The organism is Pseudomonas sp. 8Z (assembly GCF_902506535.1).
In the GTDB taxonomy this organism is placed as follows: Bacteria; Pseudomonadota; Gammaproteobacteria; order Pseudomonadales; family Pseudomonadaceae; genus Aquipseudomonas.
Window position 1 is genome coordinate 704,343 of sequence record NZ_LR733827.1, and the last position, 19,523, is coordinate 723,865.

At 60.8% G+C, this 19,523-nt stretch carries 15 protein-coding genes, 1 tRNA gene, 1 rRNA gene and 3 pseudogenes; 9 read left to right on the forward strand and 11 right to left on the reverse strand.

The features are described from left to right. Positions 1–113 precede the first annotated feature (113 nt). The 3 genes from AERO9A_RS15895 to AERO9A_RS15905 are packed head-to-tail and all read right to left on the reverse strand — an operon-like array spanning position 114 to position 3,170. A complete protein-coding gene (locus AERO9A_RS15895) occupies positions 114–1,100 on the reverse strand; it encodes an alpha-L-glutamate ligase-like protein (RefSeq protein ID WP_159972911.1) in 987 nt (328 codons plus the stop codon). A gap of 4 nt (positions 1,101–1,104) precedes the next feature. Next, positions 1,105–2,631, reverse strand: coding sequence for an inactive transglutaminase family protein (locus AERO9A_RS15900; RefSeq protein ID WP_159972912.1), 1,527 nt, complete (start codon positions 2,629–2,631; stop codon positions 1,105–1,107). A gap of 5 nt (positions 2,632–2,636) precedes the next feature. Beyond that, positions 2,637–3,170: an ATP-dependent zinc protease gene (locus tag AERO9A_RS15905; RefSeq protein WP_159974072.1), complete on the reverse strand. Its 534-nt coding sequence runs from the start codon at positions 3,168–3,170 to the stop codon at positions 2,637–2,639. Positions 3,171–3,470: 300 nt separating this feature from the next. Between AERO9A_RS15905 and AERO9A_RS15910 the strand changes: the two genes are divergently transcribed. From AERO9A_RS15910 to AERO9A_RS15920, 3 genes and pseudogenes are all read left to right on the forward strand, one after another. Next, positions 3,471–4,193, forward strand: coding sequence for a GntR family transcriptional regulator (locus AERO9A_RS15910; protein ID WP_159972913.1), 723 nt, complete (start codon positions 3,471–3,473; stop codon positions 4,191–4,193). Continuing rightward, entirely contained in the window at positions 4,190–5,077 is an 888-nt protein-coding gene (gene prpB / locus AERO9A_RS15915; RefSeq protein WP_159972914.1) for a methylisocitrate lyase, read from the forward strand. The genes AERO9A_RS15910 and prpB overlap by 4 nt, the downstream gene beginning before the upstream one ends. Positions 5,078–5,134: 57 nt before the next feature. Continuing rightward, positions 5,135–5,401 (forward strand): annotated as a pseudogene (locus tag AERO9A_RS15920) (aspartate aminotransferase family protein); the annotation flags it as partial. Positions 5,402–5,679: 278 nt separating this feature from the next. Here the strand turns inward: AERO9A_RS15920 and AERO9A_RS15925 are convergent. From AERO9A_RS15925 to rrf, 4 genes are all read right to left on the reverse strand, one after another. Then, complete coding sequence (locus tag AERO9A_RS15925; RefSeq protein WP_159972915.1) at positions 5,680–6,696, reverse strand: alpha/beta hydrolase; 1,017 nt, start codon at positions 6,694–6,696, stop codon at positions 5,680–5,682. Positions 6,697–6,746: 50 nt separating this feature from the next. Continuing rightward, positions 6,747–7,172: an organic hydroperoxide resistance protein gene (locus AERO9A_RS15930; protein ID WP_159972916.1), complete on the reverse strand. Its 426-nt coding sequence runs from the start codon at positions 7,170–7,172 to the stop codon at positions 6,747–6,749. A gap of 271 nt (positions 7,173–7,443) precedes the next feature. Then, on the reverse strand, positions 7,444–7,896 hold the full coding sequence (locus tag AERO9A_RS15935; RefSeq protein WP_159972917.1) for a MarR family winged helix-turn-helix transcriptional regulator: 453 nt from the start codon (positions 7,894–7,896) through the stop codon (positions 7,444–7,446). Between the two features lie 380 nt (positions 7,897–8,276). Then, positions 8,277–8,392: ribosomal RNA gene (gene rrf, locus AERO9A_RS15940) — 5S ribosomal RNA — on the reverse strand. Between the two features lie 70 nt (positions 8,393–8,462). Between rrf and AERO9A_RS15945 the strand changes: the two are divergent. From AERO9A_RS15945 to gspD, 4 genes and pseudogenes are all read left to right on the forward strand, one after another. Next, positions 8,463–8,696: pseudogene (locus tag AERO9A_RS15945) on the forward strand (type II secretion system protein GspD); the annotation flags it as partial. Positions 8,697–8,717: 21 nt separating this feature from the next. Beyond that, entirely contained in the window at positions 8,718–9,218 is a 501-nt protein-coding gene (locus AERO9A_RS15950) for a type II secretion system protein N (RefSeq protein ID WP_159972918.1), read from the forward strand. A gap of 135 nt (positions 9,219–9,353) precedes the next feature. Then, on the forward strand, positions 9,354–10,001 hold the full coding sequence (locus AERO9A_RS15955) for a type II secretion system protein N (protein ID WP_256665981.1): 648 nt from the start codon (positions 9,354–9,356) through the stop codon (positions 9,999–10,001). A gap of 4 nt (positions 10,002–10,005) precedes the next feature. Continuing rightward, positions 10,006–11,946, forward strand: coding sequence for a type II secretion system secretin GspD (gene gspD, locus AERO9A_RS15960; RefSeq protein WP_159972920.1), 1,941 nt, complete (start codon positions 10,006–10,008; stop codon positions 11,944–11,946). A gap of 246 nt (positions 11,947–12,192) precedes the next feature. Here the strand turns inward: gspD and AERO9A_RS15965 are convergent, their stop codons facing one another. The 3 genes from AERO9A_RS15965 to metE form a co-directional block, all read right to left on the reverse strand. Beyond that, positions 12,193–13,896, reverse strand: a complete 1,704-nt coding sequence (locus tag AERO9A_RS15965; RefSeq protein ID WP_159972921.1) for an amidase — start codon at positions 13,894–13,896, stop codon at positions 12,193–12,195. Between the two features lie 339 nt (positions 13,897–14,235). Then, positions 14,236–15,243 carry an alpha/beta fold hydrolase gene (locus AERO9A_RS15970; RefSeq protein ID WP_159972922.1) on the reverse strand — a complete coding sequence of 336 codons (1,008 nt, stop codon included), beginning with the start codon at positions 15,241–15,243 and terminating at the stop codon, positions 14,236–14,238. Between the two features lie 167 nt (positions 15,244–15,410). Continuing rightward, positions 15,411–17,723, reverse strand: a complete 2,313-nt coding sequence (gene metE / locus AERO9A_RS15975; RefSeq protein WP_159972923.1) for a 5-methyltetrahydropteroyltriglutamate--homocysteine S-methyltransferase — start codon at positions 17,721–17,723, stop codon at positions 15,411–15,413. A 167-nt stretch (positions 17,724–17,890) separates the two neighbouring features. On the opposite strand from metE, the gene metR reads away from it, so the two are divergent. Then, complete coding sequence (gene metR / locus AERO9A_RS15980; RefSeq protein ID WP_159972924.1) at positions 17,891–18,808, forward strand: transcriptional regulator MetR; 918 nt, start codon at positions 17,891–17,893, stop codon at positions 18,806–18,808. Between the two features lie 210 nt (positions 18,809–19,018). Next, a pseudogene (locus AERO9A_RS15985) lies at positions 19,019–19,344 on the forward strand (tyrosine-type recombinase/integrase); the annotation flags it as partial. Positions 19,345–19,417: 73 nt separating this feature from the next. On the opposite strand, the gene AERO9A_RS15990 reads toward AERO9A_RS15985, so the two are convergent. Further along, positions 19,418–19,494: transfer RNA gene (locus AERO9A_RS15990), tRNA-Pro, on the reverse strand. Positions 19,495–19,523: the final 29 nt, after the last annotated feature.

Below are 19,523 nucleotides of genomic sequence, written 5' to 3' on the forward strand. Positions count from 1 at the left end.
TTATCGTGGGTTGCGCATGGAGAATGGTGGCGTGTTACCGGCTCATCAGGGCTGAGGCTGTATATGACTTGAGAGCGGCGCAGGAGCCCGCCAGGCTCCTGCATTCGGTGCGATCAGTCTTGCTTGGTGGCGACGTGACCGAACAGCTTTTGGGAGAAGCGTACGCGCTCTTCGGCGTTTTCCTGAATGCCTTTGGCTTTCAGCTCTTCAAGGTGGGCCTCGACGGCATGAGTGCGTTTGGTCAGGCCGCAGTCATTGGCGATCTGGATATTCAGGCCTGGACGGGCGTTGAGTTCGAGAATCAACGGGCCCTTGTCCTGATCCAGCACCATGTCGACGCCGATGTAGCCCAGACCGCACAGCTCGTAACAGCCGGCGGCGAGCTTCATGAAGCCATCCCAGTTCGGCAGTTGCACACCATCTACCGCATTGGTGGTGTCTGGGTGCTTGCTGATCTTGTTGTTCAGCCAGGTGCCACGCAAGGTAACGCCGGTGGTCAAGTCCACGCCGACACCGATGGCGCCTTGGTGCAGGTTGGCCTTGCCGCCAGATTGGCGTGTCGGCAGGCGCAGCATGGCCATTACTGGGTAACCCATGAGGACGATGATGCGGATGTCTGGCACGCCTTCGTAGCTGATGCTCTTGAAGATGGTGTCCGGGGTTACGCGGTACTCGATTAGCGCGCGGTCGCGGTGACCACCGAGCGAATAAAGGCCGGAGAGGATGCTGGAAATTTGCTGCTCCAGCTCCTCGTGGCTGACGATCTTACCGGACACCGTCTTGAAGCGATCCTCGAAGCGGTCGGCGATTACCAGGATGCCGTCACCGCCAGCACCTTGCGCCGGCTTGATGACGAAGTCGTTACGCCCGGCGATGATCTCGTCGAGCTTGTCGATGCCTTTTTCGGTGTCGATGATGCCGTACAGCTCTGGCACATCGATACCGGCCTCGATGGCGCGTTCCTTGGTGATGATCTTGTCGTCGACGATCGGGTACAGGTGCCGTTTGTTGTACTTCAGCACGTAGTCCGCATTGCGTCGATTGATGCCCATGATGCCTTTGGCTTCAAGGGCCTTCCACGTCTTGATCAGGCCGAACATGGTCTTAGTCCTTGAGGAAGGCTTTGAAGCGGAACAGCTCGGTCAGGCGGTAGCCGCGGTAGCGACCCATCGCCAGCATGAAGCCCACCAGGATCAGCAGGATCGCTGGGAAGGTGAACACGAAGTAGACCAGTTCCGGTACGTTCATCAGCAGGTGCGCAATGCTGGCCGCGAACAGGGTGCCAATGGCGACTTTGAACGCATGACTACCACCGCGTTCTTCCCAGGTGATCGACAGGCGTTCGATGGTCATGGTCAAAATCACCATCGGGAACAGCGCTACCGATAGGCCGCGCTCCAGGCCTAGCTTGTGGCTGAACAGGCTGATAGTCGCGATCAGCACGACAACGAAGGTCAATACCACGGACAAGCGCGGCAGCATCTGTAGCTTGAGATGCTCAAGGTACGAGCGCAGTGACAGGCCGAGTGCGGTGATTACGGTGAATAGGAAGATGCCGAAGCCCAGTTGGGTCTCACGGAAGGCCAGGGCGATCAGCACCGGCGTGAAGGTGCCCAGGGTCTGCAGGCCGCCGAGGTTACGCAGAATCAGAATGACCAGCACGCCAATCGGGATCATCACCATGATCATGAAGGTCTGCTGAGTCTGCAGCGGCAGGCCGTAGAGCGAGTACTCGAGGAAGGTGGCGTCGGTGTTCTCGTCAGTCAGCTTGGCCAGGCGGATGGCGTTCATCTCGCTGTTGTTCAGGCTGAAGGTGACTTGCGCTTGTTTGCCGCCTTCGAGGTTGATCAGCTCGCCATCGCCGGTCCACCATACCAGGCGGTCGGCTGGCAGGCCTTGTTCACCGGTTTCCGGGTTGAAGTACAGCCATTTCTGACCATTGAAGCTGCGCAGCCAGAGCTCGGGCGATTGTGCGACTTCAGCCATCAGGCGAATGGTATGCACGCGCTCCATCGGTACGTGGGCGATGGACAGCAGCAATTCGGTCACTGCGGCTTTCTTGGCGCTGGAGGGGTCACCGCCGAGCAGCAGTTTGACGTTGTCGTCGTTGGTGTTATTGACGCGCTTGATGGTTTCGCTGATGAAGGTTTCAACATCCGCCGAGTGTTGGCGAATGGGCGCCAGCAGCGCTTCGGCGGCGATCTTTTCCGGGCCTTCAACCGGCAGGCTGTCGCGGAAGATCGGGCCTTTGACAGGAACCTGCTCACCGCTGTAGCGCTTGGTCAGCACCAGGCGGTAATAGATGGTCTGCTTGCCACTGGCGCGGCGCGCAGACCAGGTCACGCGGCGGTTGCCGTCGACACGGTTGACGCTTACCCCGTAGTTGTTGGAAATGAAGCTCTCGTTGAGGCTGACATAGTCCTGATTCAGTGGCGGCACGAACATTTGCAACTTTACCGGCTCGCGCGGATTGGCCTGGAATTCGACTTTGGCGTCGATATTCCATAGGTCGTCGGTTTCGTCTTCGGTTACAGGGATGCCGAGGATGAAGATTTGATATGCCGTAATCAGAACGCCCAATGTCACCAGTAGGGTGATCAGGACTTTCAGATGCAGGTTCAAAGAGCGCATGGGAATTACTCGCCAGGGGTTGCGTCGTTGGTGCAGCTAGGCTTGCCAGCTGCATATTTAAGGCTTGGATCGACCATGGCACCGAAATGCTTGAGCGCTTCGGAGCCAATCAAAAGCGGATATTGGAATGCACTTCGGTCGGTCAAGTTCACTTCAATTCTGCGCAAAGTGTCGCCCATGCACAGTTCTAGCTCGATTACCGGGCGGGCCGTGTAGGTTTTTCCGTCCTCTTCATCGAAGTCGGCCGCGCGGCGTTTTATTTTGCTGATGCGCGCCAGCGGGCGCTCGAACGTGCGCTCGTGCGTATCGTCGATAGCCAGGATAAAACTGACCCAGGGCTCACCGTCACGCTTGAAGCGCTTGATCTCTCGTGCGCTGAGTGATGCGGTCTTGGCGCCAGTGTCGAGCTTGGCGGCTACTAGCAGGTCAAGCTCTTCGATGTGGATGTATTCATTAAGGCCGTAGGCAGTCTTGCCAAAGGCCAGGCCTGGGCAGCAGAGCATTAGCAGCAAGAGAAGGCGGGGCGGTATCGGTCTCATGAGTCCTTGAGAGGATTGGGCCTGAGGCGGGTAAAGGCGAGCTGGTGGCTTTCGGCCATGCATCTGTCTGCCATGGAGTCTAGCAGGCATGGCAGTAGCAATGACCAAGCATAAGTTGAACGCATTCTAGCATGGGGTTTTTCCGCGCAGACAGACGCTTATAGCGCATTGTGCAGGTAAGGTCGCAGTTTCTCTTTTAATATCTTTCGCCATTTTGTCGACAATGCATTCGTTTTCTTTGACGGTTTAGCGCTTTTGGCTTAGATTTTGACTGTCATTTTTAGTGATGTGTCGACAATCATGGCGCTTGATTTACATGCTTCTGCAACCTCTGCTATGGATTCTGAAACACTTTCCGAGCATGTGTTTCGCCGTATCCAGGCTGCTATCGTCAAGGGCGAGATCGCTCCTGGCAGCAAGATTTCCGAACCCGAACTGGCGCGCACCTACGGCATCAGTCGGGGGCCGCTGCGCGAGGCGATCCATCGCCTAGAAGGGCAAAAGCTGCTGGTGCGCGTACCGCATGTAGGCGCGCGGGTGGTATCGCTCAGCCATGCCGAGCTGATCGAGCTGTACGAGATTCGCGAGTCGCTGGAAGGCATGGCCTGCCGTCTGGCCGCCGAGCGCATGACTCAGCAGGAGATCGATGAACTGCGCCGGGTGCTGGAACTGCACGAGCAGGACGCTGCTTTCAAGGCCGGCGTCGGCTACTACCAGCAGGAAGGCGACTTCGACTTCCACTACCGGATCATCCAGGGCAGCGGCAATCGCACCCTAGCCAAACTGCTGTGCGACGAGCTGTACCAACTGGTGCGTATGTACCGCCTGCAGTTTTCCGCCACGCCTAATAGACCGCACCAGGCCTTCGCCGAACACCACCGCATTCTCGATGCCATCGCCGAACGTGACGGCGAGTTGGCCGAGCTGTTGATGCGCCGCCACATCGGCGCCTCCAAGCGCAATATCGAGCGCCACTATAAAGAGGCGCTTACCACTTCATCCAAGACCCGAGGTGATTCATGATCCAGCTTTCCGCCGGCCAACGCTTCCGCCAGGCCCTCGCCATCGAGAGTCCGCTGCAGGTAATCGGCGCCATCAACGCCAACCACGCTCTGCTGGCCAAACGCGCCGGCTTTCGTGCCATCTACCTGTCTGGTGGCGGTGTCGCTGCCGGCTCGCTCGGGCTGCCGGATCTGGGCATCAACACCCTGGATGACGTGCTCACCGACGTGCGCCGCATTACCGATGTGTGCGACCTGCCGCTTCTGGTCGACATCGACACCGGCTTCGGCCCAAGCGCCTTCAACATAGAGCGCACCATCAAGAATCTAATCAAGGCCGGCGCTGCCGCTGCGCACATCGAGGATCAGGTCGGCGCCAAGCGTTGCGGCCATCGTCCCGGCAAGGAGATCGTTTCCACCGAGGAAATGTGCGACCGCGTGAAGGCCGCCGCTGACGCCAAGACCGATCCGGATTTCTTCCTTATTGCCCGCACCGACGCCATCCAGGCTGAGGGCGTGGACGCCGCCATTGAGCGTTGCCAGGCCTACGTCGAAGCCGGTGCTGATGGCATTTTCGCCGAGGCTGCCTACGACCTGCCGACCTATAAACGTTTCGTCGAGGCGCTGCAGGTGCCGGTGTTAGCCAATATCACCGAATTCGGCGCCACGCCGTTGTTCACCCGCGATGAACTGGCCTCGGTGGGCGTGGCCATCCAGCTCTACCCGTTGTCGGCCTTCCGTGCGGCGAACAAAGCGGCGGAAAGTGTCTACACCTCAATTCGCCAGAACGGCCACCAGAAGGACGTCATCGAGCTGATGCAGACCCGCGCGGAACTCTATGACCGCATCGGCTACCACGCCTTCGAGCAGAAGCTCGACGCGCTGTTCGCCGCCGACAAGAAGTAAACAGTAGGGTGGGCCGGGCGACGATTCGCTTCAGCCCACCGCATCAGCGCTGCTGGTGTGGGTGAGGTTCGTGGTCTGGGCATGCTTGGCGCCATCGAGCTGGTGCAGGACAAAGCGACGCGCAAGCGTTACCCGGATGACGTGGCCGCTGGCATGGTCTGCCGGGGGCACTGCTTCAACAACGGTCTGATCATGCGCGCGGTGGGCGACACCATGATCATCGCGCCGCCGTTGGTAATCAGTCCGACCGAGATCGACGAATTGGTGGAAAAGGCGCGCAAGTGCCTGGATCTGACCTGGGAGCAGGTGCGTAGCGCAGTATGACCAGCAATTCGCGGCTGAAGCGGAGTGCCGACCAGCCGCTCCACAAACATGGCCTTTGTGAGCGACTTTGGCCGCGATAGTCGCCGCTGAAGCGCCTCCCACGGGGTTTACGCAGGTGGATGCGCGCTTCACATCCCCCCCACTGGTAGGCATGTAGGCTGGGTAGAGCATCGCGAAACCCAGGCTACGTCAACTTCGAGCGGCTGTAGCCGCGAAAGACGATGATCAAAAGAAACCCCGCAACCGGCAACGGTGGCGGGGTTTCGTTTTTCAGTCGCTTACTTGAGGCTGTTATTCAGCGTCTGCGCTGCCTGATCCAAGGCGGAACGCACCGCCGGAACTGCAGCCACCACATTGAGCAGGCCGTAGTCGTGGATCATGCCGTTGTAGCGCACGGCGGTCACCGGCACGCCAGCAGCGTTAAGGCGGCGGGCGTAGGCTTCGCCTTCATCACGCAGCACGTCCATCTCGGCGGTTTGTACCAGGGCCGGCGGCAGACCTTTGAGTTGTTCCAGGCTGGCGCGCAGTGGCGAGGCGTAGATCTCGTTACGCTGCTTCGGGTCGGTGGTGTAGTTGTCCCAGAACCACTCCATCATGCCGCGAGTCAGGAAGTGGCCTTCGGCGAACTGGTTATACGACGCATTGTTGAAATTGGCGTCAGTCACTGGCCACAGCAGTATCTGAGCGCGCAGTTTCGGCGTACCGGCTTCCTTGGCCTTGATGGCGACCACGGCTGCCATGTTGCCACCAACACTGTTGCCGACCACGGCCAGGCGTGAGCCGTCGACGCCAATCTGGCTGCCGTTGTCGGCTACCCATTTGGTTGCGGCATAGGCCTGGTTGATCGCAGTCGGGTACTTGGCTTCGGGCGACGGTGTGTAGTCGACGTAGATCGCCGCTGCGCCGGAACCGACCACCAGGTCGCGGATCAGGCGCTGGTGGGTCGGGTAGTCGCCCAGCACCCAGCCGCCACCGTGGAAGAACATGAAGCCCGGCAAGACGCCGCGCGCACCTTCAGGGCGCACCACCTTGAGGGTGAGCGACTGGCCATTGACCTGAATCACCTTGGTGTCGACCACGATGCCGGACACATCCACCTTAACCCCGGCCTGAGCGCCGACCAGTACGGCACGGGCGTCTTTTGGCGAAAGGCTTTCCAGCGGCTGGCCGCCACCGGCGGCCAGGGCATCGAGGAAGCCCTGAGTGGTACGTTCCACGCCGGGGCTGCCGGCGGCGAAGCTGCTGTTGATGGCCAGGGCGAGCAGGCCGGCAGTGAGGATGCGCGAGATGTTCATATTCCTGTTCCTTTGTGAAGAGGGCGCCGGGCAGCCCGGCGCCGGATCGGTCATACGATGGTCAAGGTGACGTCGATGTTGCCGCGGGTGGCGTTGGAGTACGGGCAGACGATGTGCGCGCGATCCACCAGGGTTTGCGCGGCGTCGCGATCCAGGCCCGGCAGGCTGATGCGCAGTTCCACTTCGATGCCGAAGCCGGTGGGGATGGCGCCGATGCCTACGGTGCCTTCGATGAAGGTGTCAGCCGGGATGCTCAGTTTGTCGCGAGCGGCGACGAACTTCATGGCGCCAAGGAAGCAGGCGGAGTAGCCAGCGGCAAACAGTTGTTCCGGGTTGGTGCCGTTGCCGCCGGCACCGCCGAGTTCTTTTGGGGTGCTCAGGGCGATGTCGAGAATGCCATCGGAAGAAACGGCGCGACCTTCACGGCCACCGAAGGCTTCAGCGGTAGCGCGGTACAGAACATTTTCGATAGTCATGCTGGTATTTCCTTTTGATTGGTTTGGTGGCTAATGTTTTGCGTACAAAGTATTTCTGCGGGGAGAAACTTATCGCGCAAATATTTTGCGCGCAATGTAAATTGCGAAAATATTTAGCTATATGTGCAAACGGATAATGGAATAAGCAGGCGCGGCAGGGCTGCGCTTGTGTCTTTCAGAGAGAACGTATGGCCGTTCGCTCATGGGTGGACACAAAAGGGGGAGGCGATGAAAGGGAGGAGAAGAGGGCGATGACGCGCATCGCCGGGTATCAGAGTGCGTTTTGCAGGTGCTGGCGCAACTCGACCAAGTCGTTGCGCAGTTTGCCTAGCTCTTCTAAATCGAGGCCTGAGGCTTTGAGAATGCAAGCCGGCAGTGCCTTGGCTTGTTCATGCAGTGCGCGGCCTTTTTCGGTGAGGTGCAGTTGCACCACGCGTTCGTCCTGGCTGCTGCGCTGGCGATGCAGCAGGCCCTCGCTTTCCAGGCGTTTGAGCAGCGGGGTGAGCGAGCCGGGATCGGTGAGCATGCGTGCGCTGATCTCGCTGACGGTGATGCCTTCGTTCTCCCATAGCACCAGCATGGCTAGGTATTGCGGGTAGGTGAGCCCGAGCGCCTGCAGCAGTGGCTTGTAGGTTTTGGTCATTAACAGCGAGGTGGAGTAGAGGGCGAAGCATAGCTGGTTATCCAGCATCAGTTCGGCGCAGGGTTCCACGGAAGTGCTCATGGCGAGGGGCCTGTAAGGTGGCGGGTGATTCAAGTTAGCGTGCGTGGCGCTGTAGGAAAAGTATCTGTGTTCGATGACTGTTCGTGCAGCGCCTAATCGGGGCGGGGGCGGGCATAATCTTTCGACTCTCAGTCTTACTTCACAAGCACCCACACGAATTGCTTGATTCAGTTGTTAAAGAACAGTTGGTTAAGTCTTTCGTCTCAACCGAGGCCGCGCATTCTACAGCAGCCTTTCAATCCGTCAAGCTGTTTTTTGAAGTTTTAGCTTCAGATTTAAACAGCTTGCGTCCTGATGATCAGTGCTAAAAAGCACAAGACTCACCTTTATACAAAAAGGAAACCCCAGACCGCGTGTGCGATCTGGGGTTTCGTATAGGAGCTTGACGATGACCTACTCTCACATGGTGAAGCACCACACTACCATCGGCGATGCGTCGTTTCACTACTGAGTTCGGGATGGGATCAGGTGGTTCCAACGCTCTATGGTCGTCAAGCAATTCGGTTGGGATCTCGCGGTTAGGCGCTATCCCTTGGATACGTGATAGAGGCTTGTAGCTCTCGCANGGACGGCTGTTTCGCTCCACCCGCGAGGCACATATCAAGCGCAACCTGATGGTCTTCCTGCGGCCCACCGTCGTGCGTGATGGTGCCGGGCTGGCGGCGCTTTCCGGCAAGAAGTACAGCGATATACGCGTCATCGGCCATGACGCCAGCAATGACCGCCCAAGCATCCTGCCCAGCCAACCGAATCAGCTATTCGATGGCCAAGGTCGCCCGGCCGTGGACTTGCGCCAATGAATCAGGTCAGGAGCTAACGCCGTGCGCGGCCATCTTCAGCAACGCCTCAGCGCGTACGCGCCACGCCTGCTCAGCGCAGCAGTGGCGCTCACGACCCTGGCCTTACTCAGCCTGCAAGGCGTCGATCTGTACACACGCCTGAATGTACAACCCTTGGCGCAGGCACACACTCGACCAGATGACAGCGCGCGCCAGACCGAGCCACTTATCGCCGAGCTGTTCGGCCAGGCTCAGTTCAGCATGCCCACAACGTCCAGCACGCCGGATCTGCCATTGACCCTGCTGGGCAGCGTCGCGCACAGCGACCCGCAACGCTCCAGCGCACTGATCCAGCGCCAGGGCCAAGCCACACGACGTTATCGTGTCGGCGAAGAACTGGCGCCAGGCATAAGCCTACAGGCCGTGTATCCGCGTTATGTGGAGCTGCGCTATCAAGGCCGCCTGGAAATACTGGCCCTGTCGAAAGCGACCGAGCGCCCCGCTGCGCTTGCCCAGGAGCCGCCTCTGGCGCAGACGAACTAGGTTCACGCCTGCTGTCCTGAGCGCGCAGGCTGGCCTGCCGAAAAACAGGCGACTGGATATCCGTCTGGCGCTTGCTGCTATGATCGCCCCGTTACTTAGAGCAGCAAGAAGAACCAGAACGTCGTTTGCGGAGTGATGCTGTTGCCCATCTCGCCCCTTGCCCAGCGCCTCAAGAACAATGCCCCAAGCCTGCTCGGCATCCTCATCTTGGCCGTCATAGGCATCAGCCTGGCCATGCAGAGTGCCGAGCTGTTGCGCCTGCTACGCGCGCCCAGCACCTCGCCCGAACAAGCCATCAACAACGACTCGACGCCCACCGCCCAAGCCCCTCTTGGGCAACTGTTCGGCCCCCCTCAAGAGAACGCTGACGGCCCGGCCCCCGCCACCAACCTGCAGCTCACCCTGCTCGGCAGCTTCGTGCATAGCGACCCGCAGCGCTCCAGCGCACTGATCCAGCGCCAGGGGCAACCCGCGCAGCGCTATAGGGTGGGCAGCGAGGTGGACAACGGCGTGCGCCTCGATAGCGTCCAGCCCGATCATGTCGAACTCAGGCGCAATGGTCGCCTTGAAAGCCTGGCTTTTCCTAAGCCCAACAGCAGCCAGCCAAGCACTTATGTACCACCTGCGGAACCAAACGCAGGCGCTCTGGATCAACTCGATCAACTGCAACAGGACAACATGCAGCAGCTACAGGAACGCATGCAGGCATTGCGTCAACAAATGGAAAACAACGGCTCCTCGCAGCCGCAACCCCAGACTGATCAGCCATTAGATAACGACTAGGCCAATGCCCGTACTCCGAAGCCGACTGACACAGGCCCTGCTCACAGCCAGCCTGGTGCTACCGCTGCCCGTGCTGGCACAAATTACGCCCGCCCCCAGCAGCAGCAAGCAACAGGAAGATAGCTGGACGATCAACCTCAAGAACGCCGATATCCGCGAGTTCATCGATCAGGTTGCGGCCATCACTGGGCAGACCTTTGTTATCGATCCGCGCGTCAAAGGCCAGGTCAATGTGGTCTCCAGCACGCCTTTGGGAATGTCCGAGATCTATCAGTTGTTCCTCTCGGTCATGGCAACGCATGGTTTCAGCGTCATGACCCAAGGCGATCAGGCGCGTATTGTGCCCAATGCCGAGGCCAAGGCTGAAGCCGACAGCAGCCAGCCCGCACCCGATCGCCTGGAAACGCGCCTGATCCAACTACAACAGGTGCCCGTCGCCGAGTTGATCCCGCTGATTCGTCCACTGGTTCCGCAGTACGGCCACCTGGCCGCCGTAACCTCCGCCAACGCCCTGATTATCAGCGACCGCAGCGCCAACATCGCGCGGATCGAAGCGTTGATGCGCCAACTCGATCAGAGCGGCGCTCAGGATTTCAGCGTGATAACCCTGCAAAACGCCTGGGTGATGGACGCCGCCGAAGTCCTCAACAGCGCCATCTCCCGTGGCCAGGGCAAGGGCACCAGCGCCACCCAGGTGGTGGCCGACGCCCGCACCAACCGCCTGATCCTGCTCGGCCCACCGGAGGCCCGTAAAAAGCTAGCCGAACTGGCCCGCTCGCTGGACAGCCCCAGCAGCCGATCAGCCAACACCCGCGTCATCCGCCTGCGCCACAACGATGCCAAGGCCCTGGCCGAAACCCTCGGCGAAATCACTGAAGGCATGAACAATCAACAAGCTGGCGAAGCCACTGGCAAGCCCTCGAACATCCTCATTCGCGCTGATGAAAGCCTCAACGCGCTGGTGCTGCTGGCTGAGCCCGACGTTGTGGCGAATCTCGAAGACATCGTGCGCCAGCTCGATGTACCGCGCGCACAGGTAATGGTAGAGGCCGCCATCGTCGAAATCTCCGGCGATATCAGCGATGCCCTTGGCGTGCAGTGGGCCGTGGATGGCCGCGGCAATCGCGGCGGGCTCGGCGGTGTCAATTTCGCAGGCTCCGGTCTGTCTGTCGGCACCGTGCTGCAGGCGCTGCAGGACGGCGCCATCCCCGACGGCACCACCTTGCCCGACGGAGCCATCGTCGGTGTTGGCAGCAACCGCTTCGGCGCGCTGATCACGGCGCTGTCGGCCAACAGCAAGAGCAATCTGCTGTCCACACCGAGCTTGCTGACGCTGGACAACCAGAAAGCAGAAATCCTCGTCGGCCAGAACGTGCCCTTCCAGACCGGCTCCTACACCACCGATGCCGCCGGTTCGAGCAACCCCTTCACCACCATCGAGCGTAGGGATATCGGCGTCACCCTCAAGGTCACGCCACATATCAACGACGGCGCCACCTTGCGCCTAGAGATCGAGCAGGAAATTTCTTCCATTGCCCCTAGCACCGGGCTCAACGCCCAGGCCGTCGATCTGGTGACCAACAAGCGCTCGATCAAGAGCACCATCCTCGCCGATGACGGCCAGATCATCGTCTTGGGCGGGCTGATTCAAGATGACATCACCGAGTCAGAATCCAAGGTGCCGCTGCTCGGCGATATCCCCTGGCTCGGTCGGCTGTTCCGCTCCACCAACCAATCGCACGTCAAGCGCAACCTGATGGTCTTCCTGCGCCCCACCGTCGTGCGCGATGGCGCCGGACTGGCGGCGATATCCGGCAAGAAGTACGGCGATATCCGCATTCTGGGTAACGGCAACAGTACAGACGGCAGCCCGAGCATCCTGCCAAGCAATCCGACGCAACTATTCGACCGCCAAGGCGCCCCGGCAGTGGATTTGCGGCAATGACCAAGACTCATGGCAGGACGGGTGCACCCCGCCACCGGGGCAATGGCGGGTTGCACCCGCCCTACTTGTGACAAACCGTGGGAGGCGCTTCGGCGGCGATAACTGCTGCCGGTCGCCTCATAAACCGACGTCAGTTGTCATCACAAGCGCGACCAGCGATTTCGTAGGGCGGGTGCAACCCGCCGCAATGGCAATGGCTACTTGTGACAAACCGTGGGAAGCGCTTCAGCGGCTGCGCCATCCTATTCACGCCAACGGTGGCGTACGCGGCGGTACCAGACGTTTGCTGCCGGTCGCCTCGTAAGCCGACGCCAGTTGCAGCAGCATCGAGTCATCGTAGGCACGGCCGGCGAAGGTCAACCCGACCGGCATGCCGATATCGGCCATCACCCCCATCGGCACGGTGACGGTGGGCACGCCCAGGTGACGGATCGCCAGGTTGCCATTGGCCACCCACACGCCATTGCTCCAGGCGATATCGGCGGACGCCGGGTTCACATCGGCATCGGCTGGGCCAACATCGGCCACGGTGGGGAACAGCACGGCGTCCAGGCCGAGCTGATCCATCCAGTCCTCCAGGTCGATCTTGCGCGTATGCTCCAGGCCGCGCAGGCCGTCCGGCAGCGTGGCAATCTGATCCCAGGGCTTGATACCGCGCTTGGCCATCTTGACGTACTCGTCCATACCCGCGGCCAAATCACCCTCGCGGTTCGGCAACGTGCCGGGGTCGTGCGGGAAAATCTGCGGGCCATCGACATCGGCCAAGCAGTTGAGCTTGGGATCGCCGTTGGCCCGCAGGAAGTCATCAAAGGCCCAGCCGGAAAGCTCCCATAGCTCGTCATGCAGGAACTCGGGCGTGACGATGCCGCGATTGAACACGGTCGGCGCACCGGGACGGTCACCTTCGCAGTTGGACACCAGCGGGAAGTCCACCTCCAGCACCTCGGCACCGGCTGCTTCCAGCGCCTGACGCGCCGCTTCCCACAGGGCGATCACACTTGGCCGCGTGTGAATACGCTGACCCGTCGGCCCGCCGATGCCGGGGGATTCGCTGGTGCCCGCCAACTCGTCCTGGTTAATGAACATGCGCGGCACGCCCAGGCGCTTGCCGACCAGAGTTTCGGCCTTGGCAGCCAGTGCCAGGTAGGAATCCGGACGCACATCGGACGGACGCGGGATCGGCACCCAGGGCTGCAGGCGCCACAGGTCACCACGCGTGTCTGCATCCTCGGCCACCACCACATCGAGCACTTCCAGCAGGTCGGCCATGCTGCGGGCATAGGGCACCACCACATCCATGGTCGGCGTCAGCGGCCAGTTACCGCGCACCGAAATCACCCCGCGCGACGGCGTATAGGCGCACAGCCCGTTGTTCGAAGCTGGGCCGCGACCGCTCGACCAGGTTTCCTCGGCTAGGCCGAAGGCACAGAAGCTGGCGGCGGTCGCCGTGCCGGCACCGTTGGACGAGCCCGAAGCGAACGGAGCGGTCAGGTAATCGGCGTTATAGGGGCTTTCCGCGCGGCCATAAACACCGCGCTGCATACCGCCATTGGCCATCGGCGGCATATTGGTCTTGCCCAGACAAATGGCGCCGGCGGCGCGCAGACGCTCGATGGTGAAGGCATCGCGCTGAGCGACCAGATCCTTGAACGCCGGGCTGCCGGAGGCCGCTGTCAGGCCCTTGACCAGATAGCTGTCCTTGGCGGTGTAGGGAATGCCATCGAGCGGGCTCAGCGTCGCACCACGAGCACGCCGTGCATCGGAGGCCTCGGCCTCGTTGAGCGCATCGGGGTTATGCACCACCACCGCGTTGAGCTGGGTCGTCGTATTCGGGCCGTCGTAGGCCTCGATACGCGCCAGATAGGCCTTAACCAGCTCGACCGCCGTGGTGCGGCCAGACTCCAGCGCGGCACGCAGCTCGGCAATGGAAACTTCGGTTACTTCGATCATGCTGTCATCACTCGCAATTAGCAGGCGAAGCGCGCTTATCGCACTTAATCGGTGCTTGATGATACATGCCGACAAGGCATCTCAGCAGCAGGGGCAGACCGCCATATAAACAGGAAGACAATAGGGGACAGCCCACGTGTTTCACTAAAGACCAGGCGCAATCTTGGGACGCCCAGGCCTACTTCTTGTCACTCTTCGCCCCAGCGCAGCTTCAACTTCGGCAGAAAATTTCGGACTTCCCAGTGCGTAATTTCCATTTGTCGCGGCACGTATTTGATCAACCATCCCTGGGTCTAGCTGATAGCGGAACACTCTCTGTAAGCCTTAGCCCTAAGCCTTTCATCTCGACTCCATGCTTGGTAGAGAGTATGTGGATAGCGCAGCACTGTGCACAGCCAAATACGGTAATACTGCCGCGAGCAAGGGCTCCTTGAATGCCTCCTGAAAGCGATGAGCCAAGCCTGGGATCAGCTTTAGCTGGGCTCCGCGAATATGCGCCGCTACGTGCACACCATGCATCACCGGCAACAGTGGGTCAGCAGTGCCATGCACCACCAAAGTCGGCACCTGCAGGCGATTGAGCAGATCCACCCGACTGGGCTCAGCCAGAATCGCCAACAACTGGCGCTGCACACCTTCAGGATTGAACGCGCGGTCATAGGCTATACGGGCTTGCTCCAATAACACCTTGCGATCATCACGCACCTGCGGACTGCCCAGCGCGGCCAGCAGATCGGCTTGTTGCTCCAGCGCCTGCTCACGGCTGCTGGCCTCGCGCCGGGCCAGCAATTGCAACAAAGCATCGCTTGGCGCAGGCAGCCCCTGCGCGCCGGAGCTGGTCATCACCAAGGTGAGGCTGAGCACACGGTGAGGCGCCATATCGGCCAAATGTTGGGCGATCATGCCCCCCATGCTCGCACCCAAGACATGGAAGTCACCGATACCCAGATCATCCATCAGGCCCAGTGCATCACCCGCCATATCACGCAGTTGGTAAGGCGCACCGAGTGACAATCCCAGCCGATAGCGCACCACTTCATACCCTAGATTGATGCTCGGCACCGGTTTGCGCCAACTGCTCAGGCCCACGTCACGATTGTCGAAGCGGATGACGCGAAAGCCCTGCTGACACAGGCGTTCTACCACCTCGTCCGGCCAGTGGATCAACTGGCCACCCAGGCCCATGATCAGCAGCAGCGCAGGATCACCTGCACTGCCGACGCTCTGGTAAGCCAGGCGCACGTCGCCAACATCCGCGTAACGGGTCGGCTCGGACAGGTCGCAACGATTGGCCGCAAAAGACGGCACGCCGCACAACAGCGCAGCGATGAAAAAGAATGCACGCATGGAAATACCAGAAACGCAGAACCCCACTGAAACGCGAGTCTGATGAAAGTCAGTCGATGGCGCTGCCACACAAGCATGACAGTTTGATGAAGGAGGACGAGCGGTCTTCCTCGCGGTGACAAGAGGTCGGCGACAGAGCGTCTGCGCCGCCTCCCGATAATTGAAGATCAGGCCAGTTCGGCACGCAACTGCCGGGCAGCAGCCACCATGTTCACCAGCGCCGCCTCGGTCTCCGGCCAGGCGCGGGTCTTCAGCCCGCAATCGGGGTTGACCCACAGGCGCAGCGCGGGAATGCGCCGCGCCGCCTCGCGCAGCAAGGCTGCCATCTCCGCCGTATCGGGCACGCGCGGCGAGTGGATGTCGTACACGCCAGGGCCGATCTCGTTGGGATAGGCGAAGTGCTCGAACGCCTGCAACAGCGCCATGTCCGAACGCGAGGTCTCGATGGTGATGACATCGGCGTCCATCGCCGCGATCGACTCGATCACATCATTGAACTCGCTGTAGCACATATGGGTGTGAATCTGTGTTTCGTCGCGCACGCCGCTGGCGGCCAGGCGAAAGGCCGCGGTGGCCCAGTCCAGATAGCCCTGCCAGGCGCTCTGGCGCAGGGGCAGGCCTTCACGGAACGCTGCCTCGTCGATCTGGATGATCCGGATACCAGCGGCTTCGAGATCCAGCACTTCATCGCGAATCGCCAGCGCCAACTGGCGCGCCTGCACCTCGCAGGGCAGGTCCTCGCGCGGGAACGACCACAACAGCATGGTCACCGGGCCGGTCAACATACCCTTGACCACCTTGTCGGTCAGGCTCTGAGCATAGCGAATCCACTCCACGGTCATCGCCTGCGGGCGACTCAGATCGCCGACGATCACCGCCGGTTTGACGCAGCGCGAACCGTAACTCTGCACCCAGCCGAAACGCGTGAAGGCATAGCCGTCGAGCCGCTCAGCGAAGTACTCAACCATGTCGTTACGCTCGGCCTCGCCATGCACCAGCACATCCAGCCCGAGGCGCTCTTGAATCTCCACGGCATGGCGGATCTCGCCCTTCATGGCCTCGTTGTAGTCGGCGGCGCTCAACTGGCCCTGGCGCAACGCCTGCCGCGCCTGGCGAATCGCCGGGGTCTGCGGGAAGGAGCCGATGGTGGTGGTCGGCAACAACGGTAATTGCAGGCGCTCGCGCTGTTGCTCGATACGCGCGGCGAACGGCGACTGACGCTGCGCGTGCTGCGGACGAATCGCCGCCACGCGCGCCTGCACCTCCGGCTTGTGGATGCGCGAAGACGCAGCCCGCGTCGCCCGGATCGCGCGGTTCTGCGCCAGCGCGGCCTGTACCTCGGCCGATTCCGGCGCTGCCAGCGCGCGCGTCAGCAGCGCCACCTCCTCGCACTTCTGCACAGCGAAGGCCAGCCAGCTTTTCAGCTCGGCATCGAGCTGATCCTCGCCAGACACATCCACCGGGCTGTGCAGCAGCGAGCAGGATGGCGCCACCCACAGCCGCTCGCCCAGGCGTTCATGGGCATGCCGCAGCACGCCGAGCACCTTCTCCAGATCGCAGCGCCAGACGTTGCGGCCGTTGACCACGCCCAGCGACAACACTTTATAGGCAGGCAGGCGGTCGAGGATGGTCGGGTACTGCTCGGGCGCGCGCACCAGGTCGATATGCAGGCCATCGACCGGCAAGTTGGCGGCCAGGCCGAGGTTGTCCTGCAATCCGCCAAAATAGGTGGCGATCAGCTTCTTGCACGGCTCACGCTGGATCAGGTTATAGGCGCGCTCGAAGGCGTTCTTCCAATCCTGCGGCAAGTCCAGCACCAGAATCGGCTCGTCGATCTGCACCCACTCCACGCCCTGCTCAGCCAGGCGCCGGAATATCTCGCCATACACCGGCAGCAGGCGTTCGAGCAGCTCCAGCTTGTCGAAGTCGCTGCCCTTGGCCTTGCCCAGCCACAGATAAGTCAGCGGGCCGATCAGCACCGGCTTCACCCGATAGCCCAGGGCGTGCGCCTGCTCCACCTCCTCGAACAGTTGCTCCCAGCTCAGGGCGAACGCTTGATCAGCCGAGAACTCCGGCACCAGATAGTGGTAGTTGGTATCGAACCACTTGGTCAGCTCCTGCGCGACCAGAGGCTGATCATGCGCCCCGCCACAGCAGGCATTCGCGCTTCTGCCAGCGCCACGCGCCATAGCGAACAGCGTCTGCAGGGTCGGCTTGCCGGAGGCCGGACGAAAACGCTCGGGGATCACGCCAAAGGTCAGGGAGTGGGTAAGCACCTGGTCATACCAGGCAAAATCGCCGACCGGCAGCAGGTCGATGCCGGCCTCTTTCTGCACCAGCCAATGCTCGGCACGCAGGCGCTCACCGACGGCACGCAGCCCGGCTTCATCCAGTTCGCCCTGCCAGTAGGCTTCTAGGGCTTTCTTCAGTTCGCGGTCACGACCGATACGGGGAAAACCGAGGGAATGGGACAGGGACATGGCTTGGCGCTCCAGATTGAATCGAGATGGCGCCATTCTCCGCAGGGCTCTTGATTGAGACAAACTCAAGATTTTCGTCTTGATATACAAATTCACTCATGTAGGCTGCATGAACAGCTTTCATCCAAACAAGCGAAGCGGATGAATCAAACCTGAACGAGACCGACATGCTTGAGCTACGCCACCTGAAAACCCTGCACGCCCTGCGCGAAACCGACAGCCTGGTCGAAGCCGCCGACCGCCTGCACCTTACCCAGTCGGCCCTCTCCCACCAATTCAAGGAACTGGAAGAGCGCCTGGGGCTGCAACTTTTCGTGCGCAAGACCAAGCCGGTGCGCTTCACCAGCGCTGGCCTGCGCCTGCTGCAATTGGCCGACGCCGTGCTACCGCTGCTACGCGGCACCGAACGCGACCTGGCGCGCCTAGCCGGCGGTACTGCAGGCAGACTGCACATGGCCATCGAGTGCCATAGCTGCTTCCAGTGGTTGATGCCGACCATCGACCAGTTCCGCGACGCCTGGCCAGAAGTCGAACTGGACCTGGCCTCCGGCTTCTCCTTCGCTCCGCTACCCGCACTGGCACGTGGCGACCTCGACCTGGTGGTGACATCCGACCCGATCGAACTGGCCGGGATCACCTACGTCCCGCTGTTTACTTATGAAGCCATGCTGGCCGTAGCCAACCAGCACCGCCTAGCCAACAAAGCCTTCATCCAGCCGCAAGACCTGATCAGCGAAACCCTGATCACCTACCCTGTCGAACGCGACCGATTGGACATCTTCACCCGCTTCCTTGAACCAGCCGACATCGAGCCCGCCCAGGTTCGCACCTCGGAACTGACAGTGATGATGATGCAACTGGTGGCCAGCGGCCGCGGCGTATGCGGCCTGCCCAACTGGGCCCTGCACGAATACAGCTCACGCGGCTATGTCAGCGCCAAACGACTAGGGGAAAAGGGGCTGTACGCCACGCTCTATGCCGCCATCCGTAGCGACATGCTCGACGCCCCTTTCATGCGCGACTTCCTACTCACCGCCAAGGACACCTCCTTCGCCAGCCTGGAAGGCGTCAGCGTCGCCCGTTGAACAAAAACCTTCCGCCAGACATACAAAAGCCCTCACTAAGAGGGCTTTTGTATGTCTGGCATAGCAACAACTTAGCCAGGGGAATTAGTACCGAGCTAACGAAGTGCATGGGGTCGGCATCCTGCCTGTTGACCACTTCGTTAGCCCAGTAACCGGAGAGTATTTCATCGCATGTCCATGTGCCAAGCCTAAATTTCACTGAGCACCACAACTCCCGTTCACCGGATGAACGATTCGGCATGGAAGAAAGCCAGGGTCAAAGCAGCGAAGAAGTTCCAGAAGCGTTTTCTGGCCCTGCTCCAGCGTGTTTTGCTGCAATCCGCGTTCACGATCTGAAGCACACCTTCGGCCGAAGACTTCGGGCTGCTGGGGTAACGGAGGAAGACAGGAAGGCTCTGCTGGGGCACAAGAACGGTAGCATCACCAGTCACTACTCAGCCGCCGAGTTGGGCAAACTGATCGATGAAGCCAACAGGATTTCGGCCACCGACTCGCGCGAGCCGACCCTGAAGATTTTGAGGAGGATGGCAGCATGAAAAAATCCCCGCAAAAGTCCCTGAAACAAAAAAGCCTGATCATCACTGACCAGGCTTTAATGTAGGGATTTGTTGGTCGGGACGGAGTGATTCGAACACTCGACCCCTTGCACCCCATGCAAGTGCGCTACCGGGCTGCGCTACGCCCCGACTGTGTTTTCGGAACCCCGAAAACGGGT